This window comes from uncultured Kriegella sp., assembly GCF_963975415.1.
In the GTDB taxonomy this organism is placed as follows: Bacteria; Bacteroidota; Bacteroidia; order Flavobacteriales; family Flavobacteriaceae; genus Kriegella.
Genome location: NZ_CAXBGN010000005.1, coordinates 356,406 through 376,180 on the forward strand (window position 1 = coordinate 356,406; position 19,775 = coordinate 376,180).

Genomic DNA, 19,775 nt, shown 5'->3' on the forward strand with positions numbered 1-19,775 from the left:
TCTGATGGTTTTCCTATATTTATGACTTCCCGAGGAAAAAGGTAGAAAGGGCATTTTTCAAGAAATAAATATAGGATTTATTCTTAATAACACCTCATTTTTAAAAAACATAGAAACATAATAGAACACTATATAAATGAAAACAATTAAAGGACCAGCCGTTTTTTTGGCACAATTTGTAGATAGCAAGGCACCGTTCAATTCTTTGGACGGTATGTGTAAATGGGCATCTGATCTGGGATACAAAGGAATTCAAATACCTACTTGGGAAAGTTTTTTGATCGATATCGATAAGGCTGCCGAGAGTCAAACATATTGTGATGAGCTCAAAGGAAAAGTGAATTCATACGGTCTGGAAATCACAGAGCTGTCAACACATTTGCAAGGGCAGTTAGTTGCCGTAAACCCGGCCTATGACCTTATGTTCGATAATTTTGCGCCCGATAAGGTCAAGAATAACCCAAAGGCCCGCACGGAATGGGCAGTTGATGTGGTTAAAAAGGCTGCAACCGCTAGCCGAAGATTAGGACTAAAGGCCCACGCTACTTTTTCAGGGGCATTATTGTGGCATACTTGGCACCCTTGGCCACAGCGGCCAGCGGGATTGGTGGAAATGGGGTTTGAAGAGCTGGCTAAGCGATGGATGCCTATTTTAAATCATTTTGATGAAGAAGGCGTTGATGTTTGTTATGAGATACACCCTGGCGAAGACCTTCATGATGGTGATACTTTTGAACGCTTTCTCAAGGCAACGGGTAATCACAAAAGGGTGAATATACTGTACGATCCAAGTCATTTTGTATTACAGCAACTCGATTATGTCGAGTACATCGACCACTATCACGAATTCATACGTTCGTTTCATGTGAAAGATTCAGAGTTTAACCCTACAGGAAAGAAAGGGGCTTTTGGAGGATACAATGATTGGGGCGACCGGGCAGGCAGGTACCGTTCTTTGGGAGATGGTCAGATTGATTTTAAAACTATTTTCTCAAAGCTAACACAATATGGTTGTGATGTTTGGGCGGTTATGGAATGGGAATGCTGTATTAAAAGTCCGGAGCAGGGTGCACGGGAAGGTGCAATTTTTATTCAAGACCACATTATTGAAGCGACCGAGAAGACTTTTGATGATTTTGCGGGAGCAGCAATCGACAAATCTGTTTTGAAGAAAATACTAGGAATTTAAAAATTATAAACTGAAAGAAATGAGAAAACTAGGAATGGTTTTACTAATGGCGATATGTATTGCTAGTTGTAAAGACAAGGCGGAAAAAGAATCAGGCGATGTTTCAACAGAGCCGGCTACGGAGTCTTTGAGCCAAACGAATTCAACGGATGAATGGGTTACACTTTTCGATGGAACCTCTTTAGATGCGTGGGAACTTTACCAAGGGGGCGATCCGGGAGCTTACTGGAAAATTGAAGATGGCGCTCTCGTCTTTAATCCACCCACAAAGAAGGAAAAAGGTCAGATTTTAGATATCGTGAGCAAGAAAGAGTATACCAACTTTGTCCTGTCGCTGGAATGGAAGATTTCAGAAGGAGGGAATAGTGGTATTTTCTGGGGCATCAACGATGATGAAAAGTTTGTAAAACCGTATCACACAGGAATGGAAATTCAAGTGCTTGACAATGAAAAGCATCCCGATGCTAAAAACGGAACTACCCATCAGGCCGGTGCGCTTTACGATTTGGTCGAACCATCAAAAGATGCGACAAAGCCAGTCGGGGAATGGAACACTTGTGTTATTACCATCGATCATAATACCAATAAAGGGAGCTCTGTACTCAATGGGGTAGAAGTAGCTGCTTTTCCAGTTGGAGGCGAAGAATTGGAAGCCTTGTTGAAGGGAAGTAAATTTGAGAAATGGGAAGGCTTTGCAAAGTTTAAGACGGGAAAAGTTGGGCTTCAAGATCACGGTGATGTGGTTGCTTTTCGAAATATAAAAATAAAGGAGCTGTAAAAAAATTAGGCAGCCGGTGATTAAGGGTATAAGTGCCACCTTTAAATGCCGGCGGTCTCTTTTTATTAAGGGCGCTTATTTCTTTAACACAGGATACTCTAAAAATGAAAAATTTCTTTTTGTTCGCAATATGTTCAATGTTCGTAACGATTTCTTGCCAAGAAAAAGTAAAGATAGATCCACTGGAGCCCAAAGAAAAGGAAGATCAAGTTATTGTACACGAAGAATATACCGGAACCGAACCAACGAAACCGGAAGAAACAGAGTTTTACGAACCTACCGTGCCAAGGGTAGAGCCTTCTCGCGAAGGTAGCCCGCCCAGTGATGCCATAGTTCTCTTTGATGGCACCAGTCTAGACGGATGGGTAAGTTCAAAAGATGATTCGGCTGCTGATTGGATTTTAAACGATGATGGCAGTATGACGGTGAAAGATAAGGCCGGTGATATAGAAACCAAACAGCATTTTGGTGATATTCAATTACATATTGAATGGCGCTCTCCTAAGGAAGTGAATGACGAAGGACAACATAGGGGAAATAGCGGTATTTTTTTAAACGGCCTTTATGAGTTACAGGTATTGGATCAAAATAACAACCCCACCTATGTAAACGGACAAGTAGGGTCAATTTATAAACAACACGTTCCTTTGGCAATGGCTTCAGTGCAAAGTGGGGAATGGAATACCTACGATGTTATTTACCACGCCCCGGCATTCAATGCAGATGGGGCAAAGATAAAATCTGGCACTATAACCGTTTTGCATAATGGGGTTTTAATTCAAGACCATGTGGAAATTAAGGGTACGACGCCTTACATCGGCTGGCCTAAGAACCCTTCGCATGGCAAGGGCCCCCTTAAACTTCAAGATCACGGAGACAATAGTCGGGTTAGCTACCGAAATATTTGGGTAAGAGAATTGTGATATTATGGATTGGGTGCCGTTGCTTGAAATCATCGTTTATGGTGCAATTTTTATTGCGACAGGATTACTGATGAAATGGTATCCTCCAAAAAAGATAAATAGCTTTTACGGTTATCGCATCAAGCGGAGCATGTCAAGCCTTCAAGCATGGGTATTTGCTAATAAAACGAGTGCCTCCATATTTTTAAATTCAGGGGTCTTACTATTGGTTTTTGGAATTTTGGTCTATGTCGTTTTTCCAGAAAAGGCACATCTTATTACCCTTATTGTCATGCTGCTATGCGCAGGTGGCGGGATATATTTTTGTGAAAGATTGCTCAAAAAGCGATTCGATAAGAACGGGAAGCCAAAAAACTAACAATCTCAGTATCTTTGCCAAAATTTAAAGTCAATTTATGATTCAATCCATGACCGGTTTCGGGAAGCATGTAATACAACTTCCTTCCAAAAAAATCACCGTAGAATTAAAATCACTGAACAGTAAAAGTCTGGATTTGAATGCGCGAATGCCATCGGCCTATCGCGAAAAAGAGCTTGATTTGCGTAAAATTATTGCAAGTTCGTTGGTGCGGGGCAAGGTTGATTTTGGTTTGTATGTAGAGTTTACCGGTGATGAGACCTCTGCCGAGGTAAATGAGGCCGCTATTCGTAATTATATGAAACAATTTGGGAGTATTGCCGATGGCGATGATCTGCGTTTGTTGGAAATGGCCTTGCGTATGCCCGATGCCATGAAAACAGAACGGGAAGATATTGATGAGGAGGAATACAAAGCGATACAATTGGCACTTAAAGAGGCCTTGACGGAAATCAATATCTTCCGGTCTGAGGAGGGCAATGTTCTTGAGAAAGATTTTTTAGATCGTATTGCAAACTTGAAGGTCTTGCTTGAAAAAGTAACGGAAATGGATCCTGAGCGACAAGCAGATGTACGGGCCCGATTGGAGAAGGCCGTTGCAGATCTAAAAACGGATGTCGACGCGAATCGTTTCGAGCAGGAGCTGATATACTATTTGGAAAAATATGATATAACCGAGGAAAAGGTACGACTCAATAATCACTTAGAATATTTTGGAACAACCCTACGATCAGACGATTCAAACGGAAAGAAATTGGGTTTTATTTCACAGGAAATCGGTAGGGAAATCAATACGATCGGGTCTAAGGCCAATTATGCCCCTATGCAACAATTGGTCGTTCAGATGAAAGATGAACTAGAAAAGATCAAAGAACAAATGTTGAATGTACTATGAGCAAAGGAGGAAAACTTATTATATTTTCAGCACCATCGGGCAGTGGTAAAACGACTATAGTGCGTCACCTTTTGGAACAGCCCGATCTGAATCTGGCCTTCTCGGTCTCGGCCACTTCGCGACCTCGAAGAATGAAGGAGAAAAACGGTGAACACTATTATTTTATGTCCGTTTCGGAATTCAAGAATCATATTAAAAATGATGATTTTTTAGAATGGGAAGAGGTTTATCGCGATAATTTTTATGGAACGCTGAAGAGTGAGGTTGAGCGTCTTTGGGCAGAAGGAAAAAATGTGATTTTTGATATTGATGTTGTGGGTGGCCTTCGAATCAAGAAAAAATTCCCTGAAGAAACCTTGGCAGTTTTCGTAAAGCCGCCGAGTGTCGATGAACTGAAAATACGATTAAAGAAACGTAGTACTGAGAGTGAAGATAAGATAAACATGCGTGTCGCCAAAGCCTCAGTTGAAATGGCGACCGCACCGCAGTTCGATACTATTATTAAAAATTATGATTTAGACACAGCACTGAAAGAGGCCCATCAGCTTGTTGCAAAATTTGTTGGTGTCGAAGTAAATGTAAAGTAGTAGTGAAGCAAGTAGGACTCTATTTCGGTACTTTTAATCCTATTCATGTTGGGCATCTGATTATTGCGAACCATATGGTCGAATTTTCCGATTTAGACGAAGTTTGGTTTGTAATTACACCCCAGAGCCCCTTTAAGACCAAACAATCTTTGTTACATAATAATCATCGCTATCAAATGGTCTATGAAGCTACTGCCGCTTACGCTAAATTGAAGCCATCTAAGATAGAATTTGACTTGCCGCAGCCCAATTACACGGCTCACACTTTGGTGCATCTGACCGAGCAATATGGAACGGAATATAGGTTTTGCCTTATTATGGGGGAAGACAACTTAAAAGGCTTTCACAAATGGAAGAATTACGAAGTTATCTTGGAGAATCATGATCTTTATGTCTATCCCCGAATTTCAAAAGGTGAGGTAGAACATCGTTTTAACGGTCACCCGAAAATTCATAGGGTTGATGCACCCATTATGGAAATTTCTTCTACGTTCATCCGTAAAAGCCATGAGGAAGGCAAAAATATTAGACCATTATTGCCTGATGCCGTTTGGAAATATATGGACGAAATGAATTTTTATCGGTGATTATAGAAATTTTTTTATATCATGGAAAGGGGTATTAAAGTATGCTCAAAACTTTAAACATACGGGCATGGAAAGCGATGTTTGTTGCCCCGTATAACTGGGTATTCCGGTTTTAGTATCGATTTTGAATACCGTTATGTTATTTGATTTTTGGTTGGCCACTAGCATGTATTCTCCATTAGGAGATAAGGCGAAGTTACGGGGCCAGTCACCTTCAACCGAGACGGTATCTATTAAGTCGAGTTTACCTTCATCGGAAACGGAAAAAACGGCAATACTATTATGTCCACGATTAGAGCCATAAAGAAATTTACCATCCGCGCTTAGATGTATATCGGCGCAGAAACTGGGTTCGGTAAAATTTTCGGGGAGGGTGCTCTTTTTGTCAATACGTGTAAACGTGCCGGTTTCATGGTTTGGGGAGACCGATACCACGCTATTGGAGTGCTCGTTGATAATAAATGCTAAATCTTTTGAAGGATGAAAGGCCATATGACGAGGACCATCTCCAGGATCCATTTGTAATGCGGTTTTTTCATTCCCGAATTCACCTTTAGCGTTAATAGGGTACGAGAGCACTTTATCGATTCCTAAATCTACCACATATACATATTTGTCATTGGCGTCAAAAGCGGCATAATGTGCATGAGCCGATTTTTGTGCGGGTAATACGGGGCCGCTGCCTTTGTGATTTCTGACTTGTGCTTCACCAAGGAAATGACCTTCTTCATTTATTTGTAAGAGAGAAAATGTGCCTGATCCGTAATTGGCAATGGCCACAGAGGTCTGGGCTTTGTTAAGGGTAATGTGGCAAGGTCCACTACCTCCCGTAAGTTTTTCAGATACGGGAGTAAGCTTTGTGCGGTCTTCATTCCAATTGAACGAAATGGCTTTGCCTTCTTTTACCTCATTGACAGCAAAGACTCTTTTTTTATCTTGACTTTGATATAGAAAAGTCGGGTTTTCGGTTTCGACGAGCAGCTGTGGCTTAGACAAAGTTCCCGTGTTCTCATCAAAATACGCTTTGTAAATTCCTTGGCTTTCTTCTTTAGTGTATGTTCCTATCAATACTTCAAGACCCATTGGTTTTTCTGTTTTTATCTCGGTTGTTTCCGTTTTAGCTTCTTTTTTTTCTTTACAGCCCACAATGGCAAAAAGAAAAATTGACAGAATAGAAATATGTTTAAAAGTAGTGCGGTAAGTCATAGTAATTATAGATTAAGTGGTATTCTTTTGAACCGTATTTTTTTATAGTCGTCAGTTTCATAAATAACGCCCAAAGTTTTTTTATCGAGACGTACCATATCGGAATATGCCGAAAATCCGTTATGAACTTTAAAAAGTGTGTGCCAGGTTTTTGAGGCATCAGTACTGACCATAATGATAAGATTTTCTCTTTTGTTCGGTGTAGAAGGCGTAGAAAACAAAAGTTTAGTTCCACTTTTTAAATCCCAACGTAAAAGAGCAGATTGTACTATAGGACTGGGAAATTTATCAGATTCAATGATGGGTTCTGAGAAGGTCAGGCCGCCATCGAGACTATAGACTTCGCCACGGTTTTTTTCCTTTGAGCCACCATTTTGATCTCTGGTATTGACATAAATCCGTCCATCGTCGAGTTCAGCAATGGTCGTTTCATTTGAAAGCACACTATCTGAAAGGTTTTCATCTACGGCACCGATTTTCCAATGCTCCCCGGAATCATCTGAATAAATTAGGGCCATACAATAAGACTTGCTTCCTTTTTCGATACTAATGGCTATGGGTACGACCAGTCGTCCTCTGTGGCTGCCGTGTTTGAGTTCAATTCCATGTACAGGGCCCAAGGCGTGCCAGCGCCAGCTTTTTCGCTTTACATCTCGTGTGATATCTCTTGGGGCCTTCCAAGACTTCCCATCATCTGTAGAGGAGGTCAATAATGCTTTTCGCTCTTGCGCCAGTCCGTAATTTTTATTCAAAAGATCATGCTCGCTTAATGAAGTCGTATTGAATAATACGACAATCTTATTTTTGTTTTTCACATAAACCGGTACGGGGTTTTGAACAGCCATGGTGTCTAAATTATACAAAATATTTAACGGTTCCCACGATTTTCCATCGTCATATGACCTTCGAAAGACCACGTCGATGTCTCCAAAATCGCTAGTGGAATTTTTTCTTCCCTCGGCAAATACGACAAGCACTTTTTTTGTTTTTATTACTGTAGGAATTCGAAATGCATGATATCCGTTGAGCCCTGAATAAAATGGAATGGAAACAGTAGTGGTATCGGAAGATAGGTCGAGAAAGTTCGAGCCTTTAACATGTTGTGCATGGCATATTGAAAAAGGAAAAACAAGGGCGGTGGTCAGATAAAGTATGCTCCAATATTGTCTATAGCTCATGAATGGGGCTTCAAAACGGTTATGCCGAATTCGATTTATTTCCTTAAATATAGTATATTTTCTATTTTAAAATTTTTTTGGCGTTACTGCTATATATCTTTTTCAGCGTCAGGTCGTTGAGGTCTAGCCCATTTAGTGGCCAATGGTAAGAGAAGTGCTCCCTAACATAGAAATGTTCGTCGGCAGATTCTAGAATTCTAAAAGTAGTTTCATAAACGGATGGATCCAGACCCATATCTGTACCGTACACCAATCTATCCTGGTATTTTTCAAAAAAGGCCTTGGTGCGTCGGGGTACTGGAGCAAATTCGGCATAGCGGGCGGCTATGTCGGCGTATAAATTACCATACAAATCTAGAAGTCTTCCTAAGATGTCGAGATTGTGACTACTGTTTGCAAGATGACAAGCGATAAAAGTGGTCTTTGGGTTGTTCTTGACTGCATTTTCGAGCGTTTCGATCAATTCTTTGTGGGATAATAGGTCTTTTTGCGAAGTGTCTATTCTCCATTTGGCGGCATTCATGAGTCCGTCGTTATGTTTATCAATCGGCAAATACATCCAATATGGGTCTGCAACGTGAATGCTTATGGGCATCCCAAGTTCTCCACAGCGTTTGAGCAGGGGTTGTATGCGTTGGTCATCGATGTGCATTCCGTAGCCAGGTGATGGCTGGGAATAAAAAAGCCCTTTGCCTTTATCACCAAGTTCACCCACACCTTTTGCACCCGTCCGAAAACAGCGTTCAAGCTCTTTTATAGCCTTTTTCGACCAACCTTTTTCAGTGTGGCCCGAGTAATCAAAGCCACACCATAATTCAAATTGGTCTCCGTATTTCGAATAGATTTTGTAGATACTATCAAAACTCTTGCCGGTAGCATAGGTAAGAATGATGCTTTTTTCAACTCCGAATTTTTGCATATTTCGAACCCATTCATCGAGTTCTTCATTCGTCTTGGCATACGGATGTGCATGAAAGTCGACCACAGCATATTTTGCCTTTTCTATTTTGGTCTTGGCAACATTGTAAATCGATACGGGCTCAAAATCCTTTAATAACAAGTCGTCCTGTGATTGAACCAGAAACACTGACATGAAAAAAAACGAAAATAATATTGAAACAATGTTTCGCATTCAAATTTATATTGAATAGCTGCACCGTGCAAGGCCTTCGACCTAAAGATAGTAAGAAATGTAGATTTAAAATCAATCTTCAGGATTGAAAAGTGTGACGTGGTATTCGTAGTCATGTGTTTGTTCATTTAGCACCACGTTTTTTAAAGTGACTACATAAGAAAAGTCACTGCTTGCATTGGTGTCAATACCTTTAGGAACCCATACGATGGTCGGATCGGCATATGCCAAACTCAGTTCCTCCAAACTCAAATCGATTATCTTCCCATTTTCGTCAATCATCGAGACCGTGGTTTGACTAAAATCAGCTTTGGGAATAGAAAATGACCATCTAGGGAAAACGACTTCTCCTGGCACATAGCCAGCCGGAGGCCAGGCAATGAATTCCGGTATATTTGAGGGTTCTTCCCCCGAGTTACCTACGACCCAAATAGCATTGGAGCTGTCAGTGTTGCCAATGCCCATTGCCGCTAACCTTGGATACAAAAGCCATCTTCTATGCCCCACGGGGCCGTTATTATCACCGGGTTCGCTGATATATGAGTCAATAGCTTCGGCGTTTTTAGCCATGGTAAGGTTTGATTTTCCTGCGGCTTCACGACCCTCTTCGGTATAACAAGACCAACTTTCAGGTGGAAAGTGGTCTAATTTATTGTTCGATTTCATCATCAGGGCTGCCTTTTGGGCCTTTGCACTCTGATTGACGTTTTCGGTAATCGTATTTTCTAAACCTGCCGCCTTTCGGTAATACTGTAATCTTAAAAATATTTTATCCCTTACATCTGAGGGTACCGTACCTGGGTCGCAATTCGAAGCATTGCCATTCCATGGCGTTTCAGAACCGGTTGTTTTCGACGCCTCGTAGTACTCAAGATACAGCTCTTTTGCGGCAAGGCGTGAGACATCGTCAATTTCTATTTCAGGCGGGGTAGTTGATGAGGTGCTATCAGAACTGCATGACGTAAAGAGGATTAAACTGAGTAACGAAAAACCAAGGTAGAAATATAGGTGGCGTAACATAAAGATATTGGGGTTTGCTTAGAGTTTAACGGTAAAAGTGTAGAAAAGGTATAATCTCTCGACAAATGGCAAGTCTATACACCCCAAAGAAGCAAATTGGGGTGGTTTTAGCACCTGTTCTTAAGATTAGCTCGCGATAATGACCTGAAGAGATGGGTATATTTGGTGCGTGTCTATTGGCCTTACCTAAATTATGGTATTACGTTAAACGTAAACGGAAATGTATGGAATATTGTTGGATTAGGAGATTTCCTGTTCCTCTAATCGGGCTGGTTTTACACGGCTATCATGTTCACTGTAATACATTTCGAGCAAATCCATAATCGCGGTCATCAAGTCTTTAGTTTCCAACAATAATGAAAAATACAAAGTCGTGTTTTTCGGGCTAGATTCTTCGACGCGTGTTCTGACAACCTGTTTTTCTATTTTTTGTGATACAAGGCTGAATAGCTCGTTGCGCTCGTTTAGGATAATGCCAATCTGTTCAAAGGAACGGTCATCAAAGGCCCTTCTTGTCTTTTCAAGAATTTCTTCCAATTTCAGATCTATTTCCTTTAGTTCCTTGATTTGGTTGTATTTTAATTTCTTATGGTTGTTGTGCACATGCTTATGACTGACCTTTCCTATATATTCTAGTGATTGGCTCATGTCTTGCAAAGAACTTAGAATATTGATGTAGAAATTGCTAGCGCCAACACTGCTCTCGTCAAGGTTCTTTATAAAGTAGAAAATATTGTCGCGAAGGTCTTCTATTTCCGCTGCAAGTTTGGCTCCTTGCTTTTTGTTCTTTTTCAATAGATCAAGATCATGTTTTGCCAAGCCATTAATACTGTTCGTATAAAGCTTGTTTGTTCTTTTTACCACGTTGGCAATATTGTTGGCACTTTCTTCGATAACTCCTTGAATAGAGCTGCTTTCAGCTCTTTGAAGTCTATCTTCTGCCTTTATTTCCTTAGCTTTTTTATTATAGGAAATATAATTTCTTGCCAACAGCAATACGGCGGCAAACAGCAGAACGGCAATTGACGCACCTTTCCCAAAGCTGATAATAGCCAATATGCTTCCGGCGGCAATGAATGCTATAATGGCGGTTCCAAACCACCCGCCGATAACATTAAGAACACCGGCAACTCGGTATACGGCACTTTCTGCCCCCCATGCCCTGTCTGCCAAAGAGGTGCCCATGGCAACCATAAAAGTTACATAAGTAGTTGATAATGGCAATTTGTAGGAAGTGGCAATTGAAATTAAAATACCTGCTACCATTAGATTCACTGCGGCTCGCACCATATCAAAGGCTGGTAGTTCATGCACCCTTTCTTTTGAAAGAGGAATAACAGGTTTCTCAAATTGCTTTTCAATTCTTTTTTGAAAAGACTCTGGGAATAATGAAGAAGTCATTTGCGAAAGACTGATTGCAAAGCGGACTAAACTTCGTGATAAAAAATTGGGTTGAAATCGTTCTTCGGTATCGCCTTGGCTAGAAAGGTCTATGGAGGTTTTTACGACCCCCTTGGCTTTACTCGAAAACCACAGTGTCAAGACCATGATCATTCCTGCAATGAAGAGCATGAGCGTTGGGGTCGGTACTTTTTCGGCCAATATCTCCATGCTAAAATCTGAAGCCGCAACTCCTGAGGCAACCCAGGCCTCATACGATTGCCATGCTGCAATGGGTACACCGATAAAGTTTACCAAATCGTTGCCTGCGAAAGCCAAAGCCAGGGCAAATGTGCCCACACCGATAATCAGTTTATAAATATTAACCTTCGCAAAGGTCATTAGAATATAGGAAAGCAACGACCAAAACGCAAAGTTGGCGATACTGATAGCCCATACGTTTTTTTCTAGAAAATCAGCAATTGTCATTCCTCCTATGATACTCAAGTTTTCTCCCGAGAAAGCGGTACCCTTAATACCTTTCATTAAAATAAAGTAGGTTATCGCCGCAAGTGCGATACCGCTGAAAAGAGCACTTACCCAACTCGGTTTTTTCTCAAACCTGAAGGAGAGTAATAGTCTTGAGAACCATTGAACTAAAGCACCAATGGAGAAGGCAATGATAACGGACAATAGAATGCCAAGGATAATTTCGGTTGCTTTCGAGGTGTTGATGTAGTTGATAACTTCATTAAAATTACCACCTTCGGCGGCTATTTTGATTAGAGCCATGGCAACGGCTGCACCCAAGAGTTCAAAAACAATGGAAACAGTGGTTGATGTCGGCATTCCTAATGTATTGAAGAAATCAAGTAGCAAAATGTCGGTAATCATCACCGCCATAAAGATGAACATTATATCTTCAAAATTAAACATGCTTGGATTGAAAATGCCCTTTCGGGCAACTTCCATCATTCCACTGGAAAAAACTGCTCCCAGGGCAATCCCGATACTGGCAACAATCATAATGGACCTAAACGAAATGGCCTTGGAACCTATCGCAGAATTTAAAAAGTTTACGGCGTCATTACTAACGCCAACAACTAAATCTGCAATGGCCAATGCAACCAACGCAATAATCATTAATAAATAAATATTATCCATAATATTCCTTGAAAATCAATTTGCAAATATCCATAGTAGGCTTGTTAGCAATGTTATGTAAAGGTTATATTTTTATTTTGTATACCGGGGTTCTTCTTCTAAAAATGTAACTCGACCTGAAGGCGACCCATAAATTGGCCTTGATTATTTTTTATTGAAAGATAGCTTAGGTCGGTCTGTACTTTTAGTTTATGACCGACTATGTATTTTGAAAGCCCTAGGGTATATTGGTTTTCAAGGTCTCTTCCCGTAATTATTTTATCAAGATCAATGCAGGTATACCTTCCGGAAATCTCCCAGTTGTTGGTAAAAAGAAAGCCAGACTGTAGATTCAATCCATTTCCGACCCATACAACATCACCAGTTTCCGTGCCATCAGAATTTTTGGCAATCGGGTCGTTAGCGCTTCTGTAGGCATACTCGCCCATAAACGAAAACCCCTTGTATTTGAACATGGCATCTATAAAAACCGTATTGATATTGCTCTCATAGAATCCCGCGTCGTTGACCATATATGTGCCTTGATTGCTTCTGGTTTTTACGGCATTTTGGTTGATGTCATAACTTCCTGCCAGCATTAACTTGGGCTTTTGTTCCTGTATCAGGTCACTACCGCTGTACTCCCCATTATTTTCGAATTTACCAAAAGGAAAGAGTTCTAGCCTTGCTGTATAATGGTGGCCACCTAGGTTTTCAGACGTGACATTTCTCCCTTCGCCATTAGCGATGGATAACTTCTCGCGTACCATGAAAGTATCGCTTAGGTTGAAATGATGCCACAACTGAACGCCCATTTCACGGTCTATTGTAAATCGCTGGTTTAATAAAGAGCGGTCTACTTGTTGTAGATTTCCAGAAGAAATAATCCGTTCCATATTGCCCGGTAATTTGGTTTGGCCAAACCAAACTTCGAAGTTTTTGTAAAAATTCCACATTACCACTGCATCTAAAATGTACCTAGGTGCATTGCTGGTGAATTCTGAACCTCCTGAAAGATCACGATTAGAAAGGCCAAGTTCTATTTTGTATGTGAGTTTTGGAGAATAGGCAAAACCATCAAATTTTAATCTAGCCCTTCGTATCAGGGCATTCGATGTTGAATTTGTAAGTCCACCATTGGGATCTTCGTCCCAAGTGGTGGTAGACAACAATTGCATGCGGGCCCCTATTTTCATACTCCAAGTACTATCTTGCCCCATTAAGTTTAAAATTCCGTTACCGAATTTAGGTGCTGGGGTTTCTTGAGAACTGGAAACCAAGCAAGAAAAAAGAAGAAACGAAAAAAAAACGGATTTCATTTCTATCAAGGTCATCGTTTTGTGAACGTTCATGGGCAATCCAATGTTAATTTAACGTTTATAAAATGTTAAGCCAAAAGTAACAATATCGAACATAATGAATGGATTTGAAGTATTTTGTTTTTCGCTTTATCGGTTTCTTTTGTGAAATTGGGTAATGATGTATCTTGCGGCAAATGAAATTCGATGATGAACTGGGAACAGCTTCTATCGCTCAAACGACATGGCGATACCCACAAACGATTGCGAAAAGAACAAGACGAAACCCGATTGGGGTTTGACGTTGACTATGATCGCATCATATTTTCTTCGGCTTTTAGAAGCCTTCAAGATAAGACTCAGGTTATTCCTTTGTCAAAGACCGATTTTGTACATACTCGATTGACCCATAGTCTTGAGGTTTCTGTTGTAGGGCGCAGTTTAGGGAGGATTGCAGGTAAAAAGATATTAGAAAAGCATCCCTACTTAAAGGAGATGCATGGATATCAATTTAACGATTTTGGGGCGATTGTGGCTGCCGCCGCACTTGCACATGATATTGGCAACCCGCCTTTTGGTCATAGTGGTGAGAAGGCCATTGGGGAGTATTTTAAGAATGGAAGCGGACAACAATTCAAATCAAGATTAACTGAAAAGGAGTATCAAGACCTTGTTGATTTTGAAGGAAACGCCAACGGTTTTAAATTAATGGCCGAATCGAGGGAAGGGGTTTCCGGCGGGTTACGGTTGAGTCATGCCACTTTGGGAGCCTTTATGAAGTATCCGAAGGAATCACTGCCTAAGAAACCGACCGACCATATTGCGGATAAGAAATTCGGATTCTTTCAGTCGGAAAAAACATCTTTTCAATCCATTGCAGAAGATTTGGGATTATTGCAGCGGGGATCGGGAGAAGCAATCGCTTATTGTAGACACCCATTAACCTATTTGGTCGAAGCGGCAGATGATATTTGTTATACGATTATAGATTTTGAAGATGGTATCAATCTCGGTTTGATTTCGGAAGATTTTGCCCTTGAATATCTTATAAAACTGGTCAAAGATACCATTAACACTAAAAAATATAATGCCCTTGCATACAAAGAAGACCGGTTGAGTTATTTACGGGCACTCGCGATCAATACCTTGATTAATGATGCTGTTCGGGTATTCATGGAAAACGAAGATAAAATACTCAACGGTATGTTCGCGGTTTCTTTACTTGATAAGAGTATATATACCGCACAAATAGATGATATTATTGCCTTGAGTGTAGACAAGGTCTACCAATCGCAAGAAGTTATAGAAAAGGAGATTGCGGGCTATAAGGTTATTTCCGATATTTTAGATGTATATACTGAGGCTTTGGTGCGTGAGAAAAATTCCGATGCTTCGAACTACAATAAACTGATGCTTCGAACCTTACCTGAATTTTACCGGAGGACTAACGTGTCGCTTTATCAAATTCTTTTGAATACGTGTTGTTACGTGGCCAGTCTTTCCGATGGTGCCGCCATTTTGTTACATAAAAAAATCAAGGGAATAGAGATTTAACCATAAGCAACCTTGTGGTCGTCTAACCTATTTTTAAGATTTAAAGTACGCTCTTTATTGTTCGGTTTTAAAAATCATAGGTCACCCCGACACCTAATAATTGTTTGAATTGTAGGCGTGGCCGACCTGGGTTGGTGACAATACCATTGGCGTCGACCTGTTCGTCGAATAGAATATCATCATCGTAAATAAAGTGGGTACCAATTGTGGTAAGAATATTTTTATTGACCCTGAGACTAACATCTAACTCCCAGTCTACATCAATATTTCCAAAGTCTATCAAATAATCGGTGTATAGATTAATTCTGTGCTTTAATCCTACATTTTCGTATAGTTTGGTCTCCCAGGTATTGGTTACAAGAAAACCAAAACCTAAAAGCACATTCTGCCCTGGTGTTATTATGTTGCCATCGGCATCGAGAACAGCTTTTTCTACACCAAAAGACCCTTTGTCAGCTAAATCTTGGTCTAAAACAAAGGTGGCTCTTTGGGTGATGGGAGAAATATAAAGGTTAAATTTTTGATCCTTTGTGATATAGGAGGTACCGGCACCTAGAAAAGAATAACCTGGTGCCATAAAACGTGATTTGGGAGTGGTACGGTCAGGATATTTATACCCGTTCGAGAATTGTGTATTGAAATTAGCCTTTACCGAATAATACCAATTACTGATTGTATCTCTTTGGTAGCCAAACGTAGAACTAAAGCGAACCGCATCATCGGTCTTTCTTAGTTTCTGGTTTTCCTGGAGGTTCAATCCATACCGCATTTCCATATTATTATCCCACTGTATATAACGGAATTTGTAATTTCTTTCAAAACGTACATTGCCTAAAGCTGTTACAGAATTGTTTCCCCCGGCATTCCAATTTACAAAGGCCACTTCGCTAAAATTTATACCAAACTTGTTGATGTTAGTCCAAAATGAAGGGACCCTAAATCTTTTATAAGGCTTGTTCAATGCTTTGGTTTGCTTAAACGAAATCACCGGATTGGTAAGGTTGGCCCCTCTTGGGATATGTTTTATCTTTTCTTGGGTCTTACGTATCACAATCGTATCAATGGCGATTGTATCTACCTGGGTTTCGGTAGGAATGGTGTCTTGTGCTGAAATTGTTGAAAACCAAAAAATGAAAAGAAAAGAAAAAAAAGCTTTTGTGAGAAGACTATTTTGCATTTAAAATGGTGTTGATGTGGTTCTTGATTGAAATGGCGTCGATTTTGGCGATATGTTGTAGTTCTGTTGTGGTTCCGTGTTCCAGAAAATTATCTGCAATGCCCAAAACGGATATTTTGTTGGTATATGCTCTAGAATTGGCAAACTCGAGTATGGCACTTCCAAACCCCCCGGTTTTACAACCATCTTCAATGGTAATGATTTGTTGATAATTGTTGAAAATGTAATTAAGCATTTTTTGGTCTAGTGGTTTTATAAAGCGCATATTGTAATGCCCAATGCAATCCTTTTCTGGTAGACTGGCAATTACCTCACGAGCGATATTACCAATATGTCCGATGGAGAGCACAGCAATTTTCGTTCCTTTTTTTAATTCTTGAGAAATTCCTATAGATATTTTTTTGAACGGAAGTTGCCAGTTTGTGAGAACTCCAGATCCTCTCGGATAACGAATAGCTATTGGGTGGGGTAGGTCTAGTTGGGCCGTATACATTATATTACGTAATTCTTCTTCGTTCATCGGGGCAAAAATAATGAGGTTCGGAATACAACGCAAATACGCCATATCGAATACGCCATGATGGGTAGGTCCATCTTGTCCGACAATACCCGCACGGTCGAGACAAAAAATAACGGGAATATTCTGTAATGCCACATCATGAATCACTTGGTCATAGGCCCGCTGTAAGAAAGTGGAATAAATATTGCAAAATGGAATAAGTCCTTCAGCTGCCATCCCTGCCGCCAAAGTTACGGCATGTTGTTCTGCAATGCCTACGTCAAAAGCCCTATCGGGCATTTGTTCCATCATAATTTTTAGGGAGCTTCCTGTTGGCATCGCCGGTGTGATACCAACGATTTTGTCATTTTGTTTTGCCAGTTCTACAATGGTGTGCCCAAAAACGTCTTGATATTTTGGAGGTTGTTTTACTGGTGGTTTTTTGTGGATTTCCCCGGTAAGACGATTAAATTTCCCTGGTGCATGATAGACCACCTGATTTTCTTCGGCCTTTTTTAAGCCTTTACCTTTGGTGGTGATTATATGTAAAATTTTGGGACCCTTAATATTTTTTAGCCGTTTCAGTTGATGCAGCAATGCATTTAGATCGTGGCCGTCAATGGGGCCTGTATAATCAAAATTTAGGCATTCAAAGATATTTTCGTCTTTGGCAATACCTTTTTTCACATTGGTAAGATACCTCTTTAGTGCCCCTACGCTCGGGTCGATACCAATAGCGTTGTCGTTAAGAACGATAAGTAGGTCAGTGTCTGCTACACCTGCATGATTAAGGCCCTCGAACGCCATACCGCTGGCAATGGAAGCATCGCCGATAATAGCAATATGTTTTTTACGATCTTCTTTTTTTAGTTTAGAAGCCATGGCCATACCCAATAATGCGGAAATGGATGTGGAGCTGTGACCTGTACCGAAAGCATCATAAATGCTTTCGGTACGTTTGGGAAAACCGCTGATGCCTCCCAATTGTCTGTTGGTTTCAAAAATTTCTTTACGGCCGGTCAATATCTTATGCCCATAGGCTTGATGGCCTACATCCCAAATTAACTTATCGGAGGGTGTGTCGAAAACGTAGTGAATGGCGATGGTAAGTTCCACCACACCCAGGCTAGCGCCCAAATGACCTTCTTTGGTAGCTACGATATCAATGATGAATTCTCGAAGTTCTAGGGCGAGTTCTGGCAGTTCGTCTTGTGACAACTTGCGAAGATCTTTTGGTGAATGGATGTTAGACAACAAGCTCATAGTTCAAGGGCAAATTTAAGACCAATTCACAATTAAGTAGTCACCTTGTCCGATAATTATGAATTTTATCTTTTTTAGATTAGCACCATTTTGATAATGATTTAATTTTCATGAACTTGTAGGGAATCATATTAACCTAATCAATACATGATTCCCCGTATACGAAGGCCAACCCTTTTTTTTGATAAAGGTCTCACCACTGTAATGATGGACATCGGAGTAAATAATATTTCGTCAAAGCTATATGTCCGGTAGAACGTACTTATTGGGGTTCGAAATGTATCGAAGTCACCAATGGGTACGACGTGTTCTCAATAACAATGAGTTTTAATTTTATATCATTGCATGAAAGATGGTCATTCGAGCCCATGTACAAACCTTCATGAACGATTAAGTGGATAGTGGGTTGATAATTGGGTATTTGTTGTTTTGTAAACGGGAATTGTCTATTTGTGATTGGATTCAAAATGAACAAAGGTTTTAGATTAATTTAGGTATTTTGTATTAACAAAACGAGGTAATAAGCTAAGAGTATGAATCTAGAATCATATGAAAGAACATTCAGTACCAATGATAAAATAGATCATACGGCGGTGAAAAAACATATTGAGAAACTGAGAGAACTCGATCAGTATCTTCCAAAGTTGCAATCCTTTATTCTCGTTCAGAATACTGTTAGTCAACGATACGAATATATTTGCGAAAATTATGAGCCGTTGCTGGGCTATTCAAAAGAAGAAGCCCTTAAGAACGGAATGTCGTTTCATTTTTCTAAAATACATGCAAAAGATGTACCTAATTGGCTGAAGATTCTTGACGATTTGATGATTTTCACTATGAATAACGTATCTCCGCTAGATAGGGGCAAATGCGTGTATTATTGGAACTACAGGTTAAAGAACGCTAAGGGGCGTTACGTTAATATTCAAGTGCACCAGACTCCCTTGTACTTCGATAAAAAGAGTAAGCCTATTTTGGGCTTTTCGCAAAATACCATTATCGGAAATACTAAGAGACAACCCATGATTGGGGTGTGCAAACAACTGAATTCAAGTAATGAGTATGAGACTCTTTTTTATAAAAATTATTCAGAATCACTATTAATCGATAACCTAAGTAATCGCGAACTCGACATTGTACGCCTTTTAGCCAAGGGCAACACCACAAAAGAAATATCTTCCAAATTAAATATAAGTATTCATACGACTGCAACACATCGAAAGAACATCTTATCGAAATTGCAGTTTAACTCATCTATGGAGATTGTAAATTACTGTAATGAGAATCATTTGTTTTAAAAGGGAATGCGTAAGAGGGCAGTTTTTCTATCTTCTAGGATCGATTTGTTGGGCTTACGGTGAAACACGATGGCATTGATTTTTAGGAAATGCACCTGATGTTTTACTATTAAGATAAGAATATAAAAATACCCACTGTTGGGTATTTTTTTTTGAGGTTTGACCCTTTAGATTTGTCTTTATGGCTTGTCATAGACTTAAAATTTGGCCATTGTCCGTTTTGATGACACTTTATTTATGAACCAATACAGGGCTATCTCTATAGAAGTCCGCATCATATAATAACGCACAAGAAGAAATGTCTGTAGTC

17 protein-coding genes are annotated in these 19,775 nt (G+C 40.1%); 9 read left to right on the top strand and 8 right to left on the bottom strand.

What is annotated here, in order from left to right; translation table 11 throughout:
- Nucleotides 1-136 precede the first annotated feature (136 nt).
- From AACZ88_RS13850 to nadD, 7 genes are all read left to right on the top strand, one after another.
- A complete protein-coding gene (locus AACZ88_RS13850) occupies nt 137-1,189 on the top strand; it encodes a sugar phosphate isomerase/epimerase (protein ID WP_339711411.1) in 1,053 nt (350 codons plus the stop codon).
- A 19-nt stretch (nt 1,190-1,208) separates the two neighbouring features.
- Complete coding sequence (locus tag AACZ88_RS13855; RefSeq protein WP_339711414.1) at nt 1,209-1,967, top strand: DUF1080 domain-containing protein; 759 nt, start codon at nt 1,209-1,211, stop codon at nt 1,965-1,967.
- Nucleotides 1,968-2,071: 104 nt separating this feature from the next.
- Nucleotides 2,072-2,890: a DUF1080 domain-containing protein gene (locus tag AACZ88_RS13860; protein ID WP_339711415.1), complete on the top strand. Its 819-nt coding sequence runs from the start codon at nt 2,072-2,074 to the stop codon at nt 2,888-2,890.
- A 4-nt stretch (nt 2,891-2,894) separates the two neighbouring features.
- On the top strand, nt 2,895-3,248 hold the full coding sequence (locus AACZ88_RS13865; protein WP_339711416.1) for an SdpI family protein: 354 nt from the start codon (nt 2,895-2,897) through the stop codon (nt 3,246-3,248).
- Between the two features lie 37 nt (nt 3,249-3,285).
- Complete coding sequence (locus AACZ88_RS13870) at nt 3,286-4,143, top strand: YicC/YloC family endoribonuclease (protein WP_339711418.1); 858 nt, start codon at nt 3,286-3,288, stop codon at nt 4,141-4,143.
- Nucleotides 4,140-4,730 carry a guanylate kinase gene (gmk, locus tag AACZ88_RS13875; protein ID WP_339711420.1) on the top strand — a complete coding sequence of 197 codons (591 nt, stop codon included), beginning with the start codon at nt 4,140-4,142 and terminating at the stop codon, nt 4,728-4,730. The genes AACZ88_RS13870 and gmk overlap by 4 nt, the downstream gene beginning before the upstream one ends.
- Before the next feature lie 2 nt (nt 4,731-4,732).
- Nucleotides 4,733-5,317 carry a nicotinate (nicotinamide) nucleotide adenylyltransferase gene (gene nadD, locus AACZ88_RS13880; protein ID WP_339711422.1) on the top strand — a complete coding sequence of 195 codons (585 nt, stop codon included), beginning with the start codon at nt 4,733-4,735 and terminating at the stop codon, nt 5,315-5,317.
- Between the two features lie 45 nt (nt 5,318-5,362).
- Here the strand turns inward: nadD and AACZ88_RS13885 are convergent, their stop codons facing one another.
- The 6 genes from AACZ88_RS13885 to AACZ88_RS13910 all read right to left on the bottom strand — a co-directional run bounded on the left by AACZ88_RS13885 (nt 5,363) and on the right by AACZ88_RS13910 (nt 13,710).
- Nucleotides 5,363-6,523: a lactonase family protein gene (locus tag AACZ88_RS13885; RefSeq protein WP_339711424.1), complete on the bottom strand. Its 1,161-nt coding sequence runs from the start codon at nt 6,521-6,523 to the stop codon at nt 5,363-5,365.
- 5 nt (nt 6,524-6,528) lie between these two features.
- Nucleotides 6,529-7,701, bottom strand: coding sequence for a sialidase family protein (locus AACZ88_RS13890; protein WP_339711426.1), 1,173 nt, complete (start codon nt 7,699-7,701; stop codon nt 6,529-6,531).
- A 61-nt stretch (nt 7,702-7,762) separates the two neighbouring features.
- Nucleotides 7,763-8,794 carry an amidohydrolase family protein gene (locus AACZ88_RS13895; protein ID WP_339711428.1) on the bottom strand — a complete coding sequence of 344 codons (1,032 nt, stop codon included), beginning with the start codon at nt 8,792-8,794 and terminating at the stop codon, nt 7,763-7,765.
- A gap of 111 nt (nt 8,795-8,905) precedes the next feature.
- Nucleotides 8,906-9,853: a CAP domain-containing protein gene (locus AACZ88_RS13900; protein ID WP_339711430.1), complete on the bottom strand. Its 948-nt coding sequence runs from the start codon at nt 9,851-9,853 to the stop codon at nt 8,906-8,908.
- Between the two features lie 240 nt (nt 9,854-10,093).
- The gene (locus tag AACZ88_RS13905; RefSeq protein WP_339711432.1) at nt 10,094-12,397 is read right to left on the bottom strand and encodes an inorganic phosphate transporter; all 2,304 of its coding nucleotides are present in this window, start codon (nt 12,395-12,397) and stop codon (nt 10,094-10,096) included.
- A gap of 98 nt (nt 12,398-12,495) precedes the next feature.
- Nucleotides 12,496-13,710: a porin gene (locus tag AACZ88_RS13910; RefSeq protein WP_339711507.1), complete on the bottom strand. Its 1,215-nt coding sequence runs from the start codon at nt 13,708-13,710 to the stop codon at nt 12,496-12,498.
- Between the two features lie 174 nt (nt 13,711-13,884).
- Between AACZ88_RS13910 and dgt the strand changes: the two genes are divergently transcribed.
- Entirely contained in the window at nt 13,885-15,228 is a 1,344-nt protein-coding gene (gene dgt, locus AACZ88_RS13915) for a dGTP triphosphohydrolase (protein ID WP_339711509.1), read from the top strand.
- Between the two features lie 67 nt (nt 15,229-15,295).
- On the opposite strand, the gene AACZ88_RS13920 is transcribed toward dgt, so the two are convergent.
- Together AACZ88_RS13920 and dxs are read right to left on the bottom strand one after the other, a co-directional pair.
- Nucleotides 15,296-16,405, bottom strand: coding sequence for a DUF3078 domain-containing protein (locus AACZ88_RS13920; RefSeq protein WP_339711434.1), 1,110 nt, complete (start codon nt 16,403-16,405; stop codon nt 15,296-15,298).
- Nucleotides 16,395-18,167 carry a 1-deoxy-D-xylulose-5-phosphate synthase gene (gene dxs, locus AACZ88_RS13925; protein WP_339711436.1) on the bottom strand — a complete coding sequence of 591 codons (1,773 nt, stop codon included), beginning with the start codon at nt 18,165-18,167 and terminating at the stop codon, nt 16,395-16,397. Before dxs ends, AACZ88_RS13920 begins: the two co-directional genes overlap by 11 nt.
- Nucleotides 18,168-18,700: 533 nt before the next feature.
- On the opposite strand from dxs, the gene AACZ88_RS13930 reads away from it, so the two are divergent.
- Entirely contained in the window at nt 18,701-19,465 is a 765-nt protein-coding gene (locus tag AACZ88_RS13930) for a LuxR C-terminal-related transcriptional regulator (RefSeq protein ID WP_339711438.1), read from the top strand.
- The last annotated feature ends 310 nt before the right edge of the window (nt 19,466-19,775 follow it).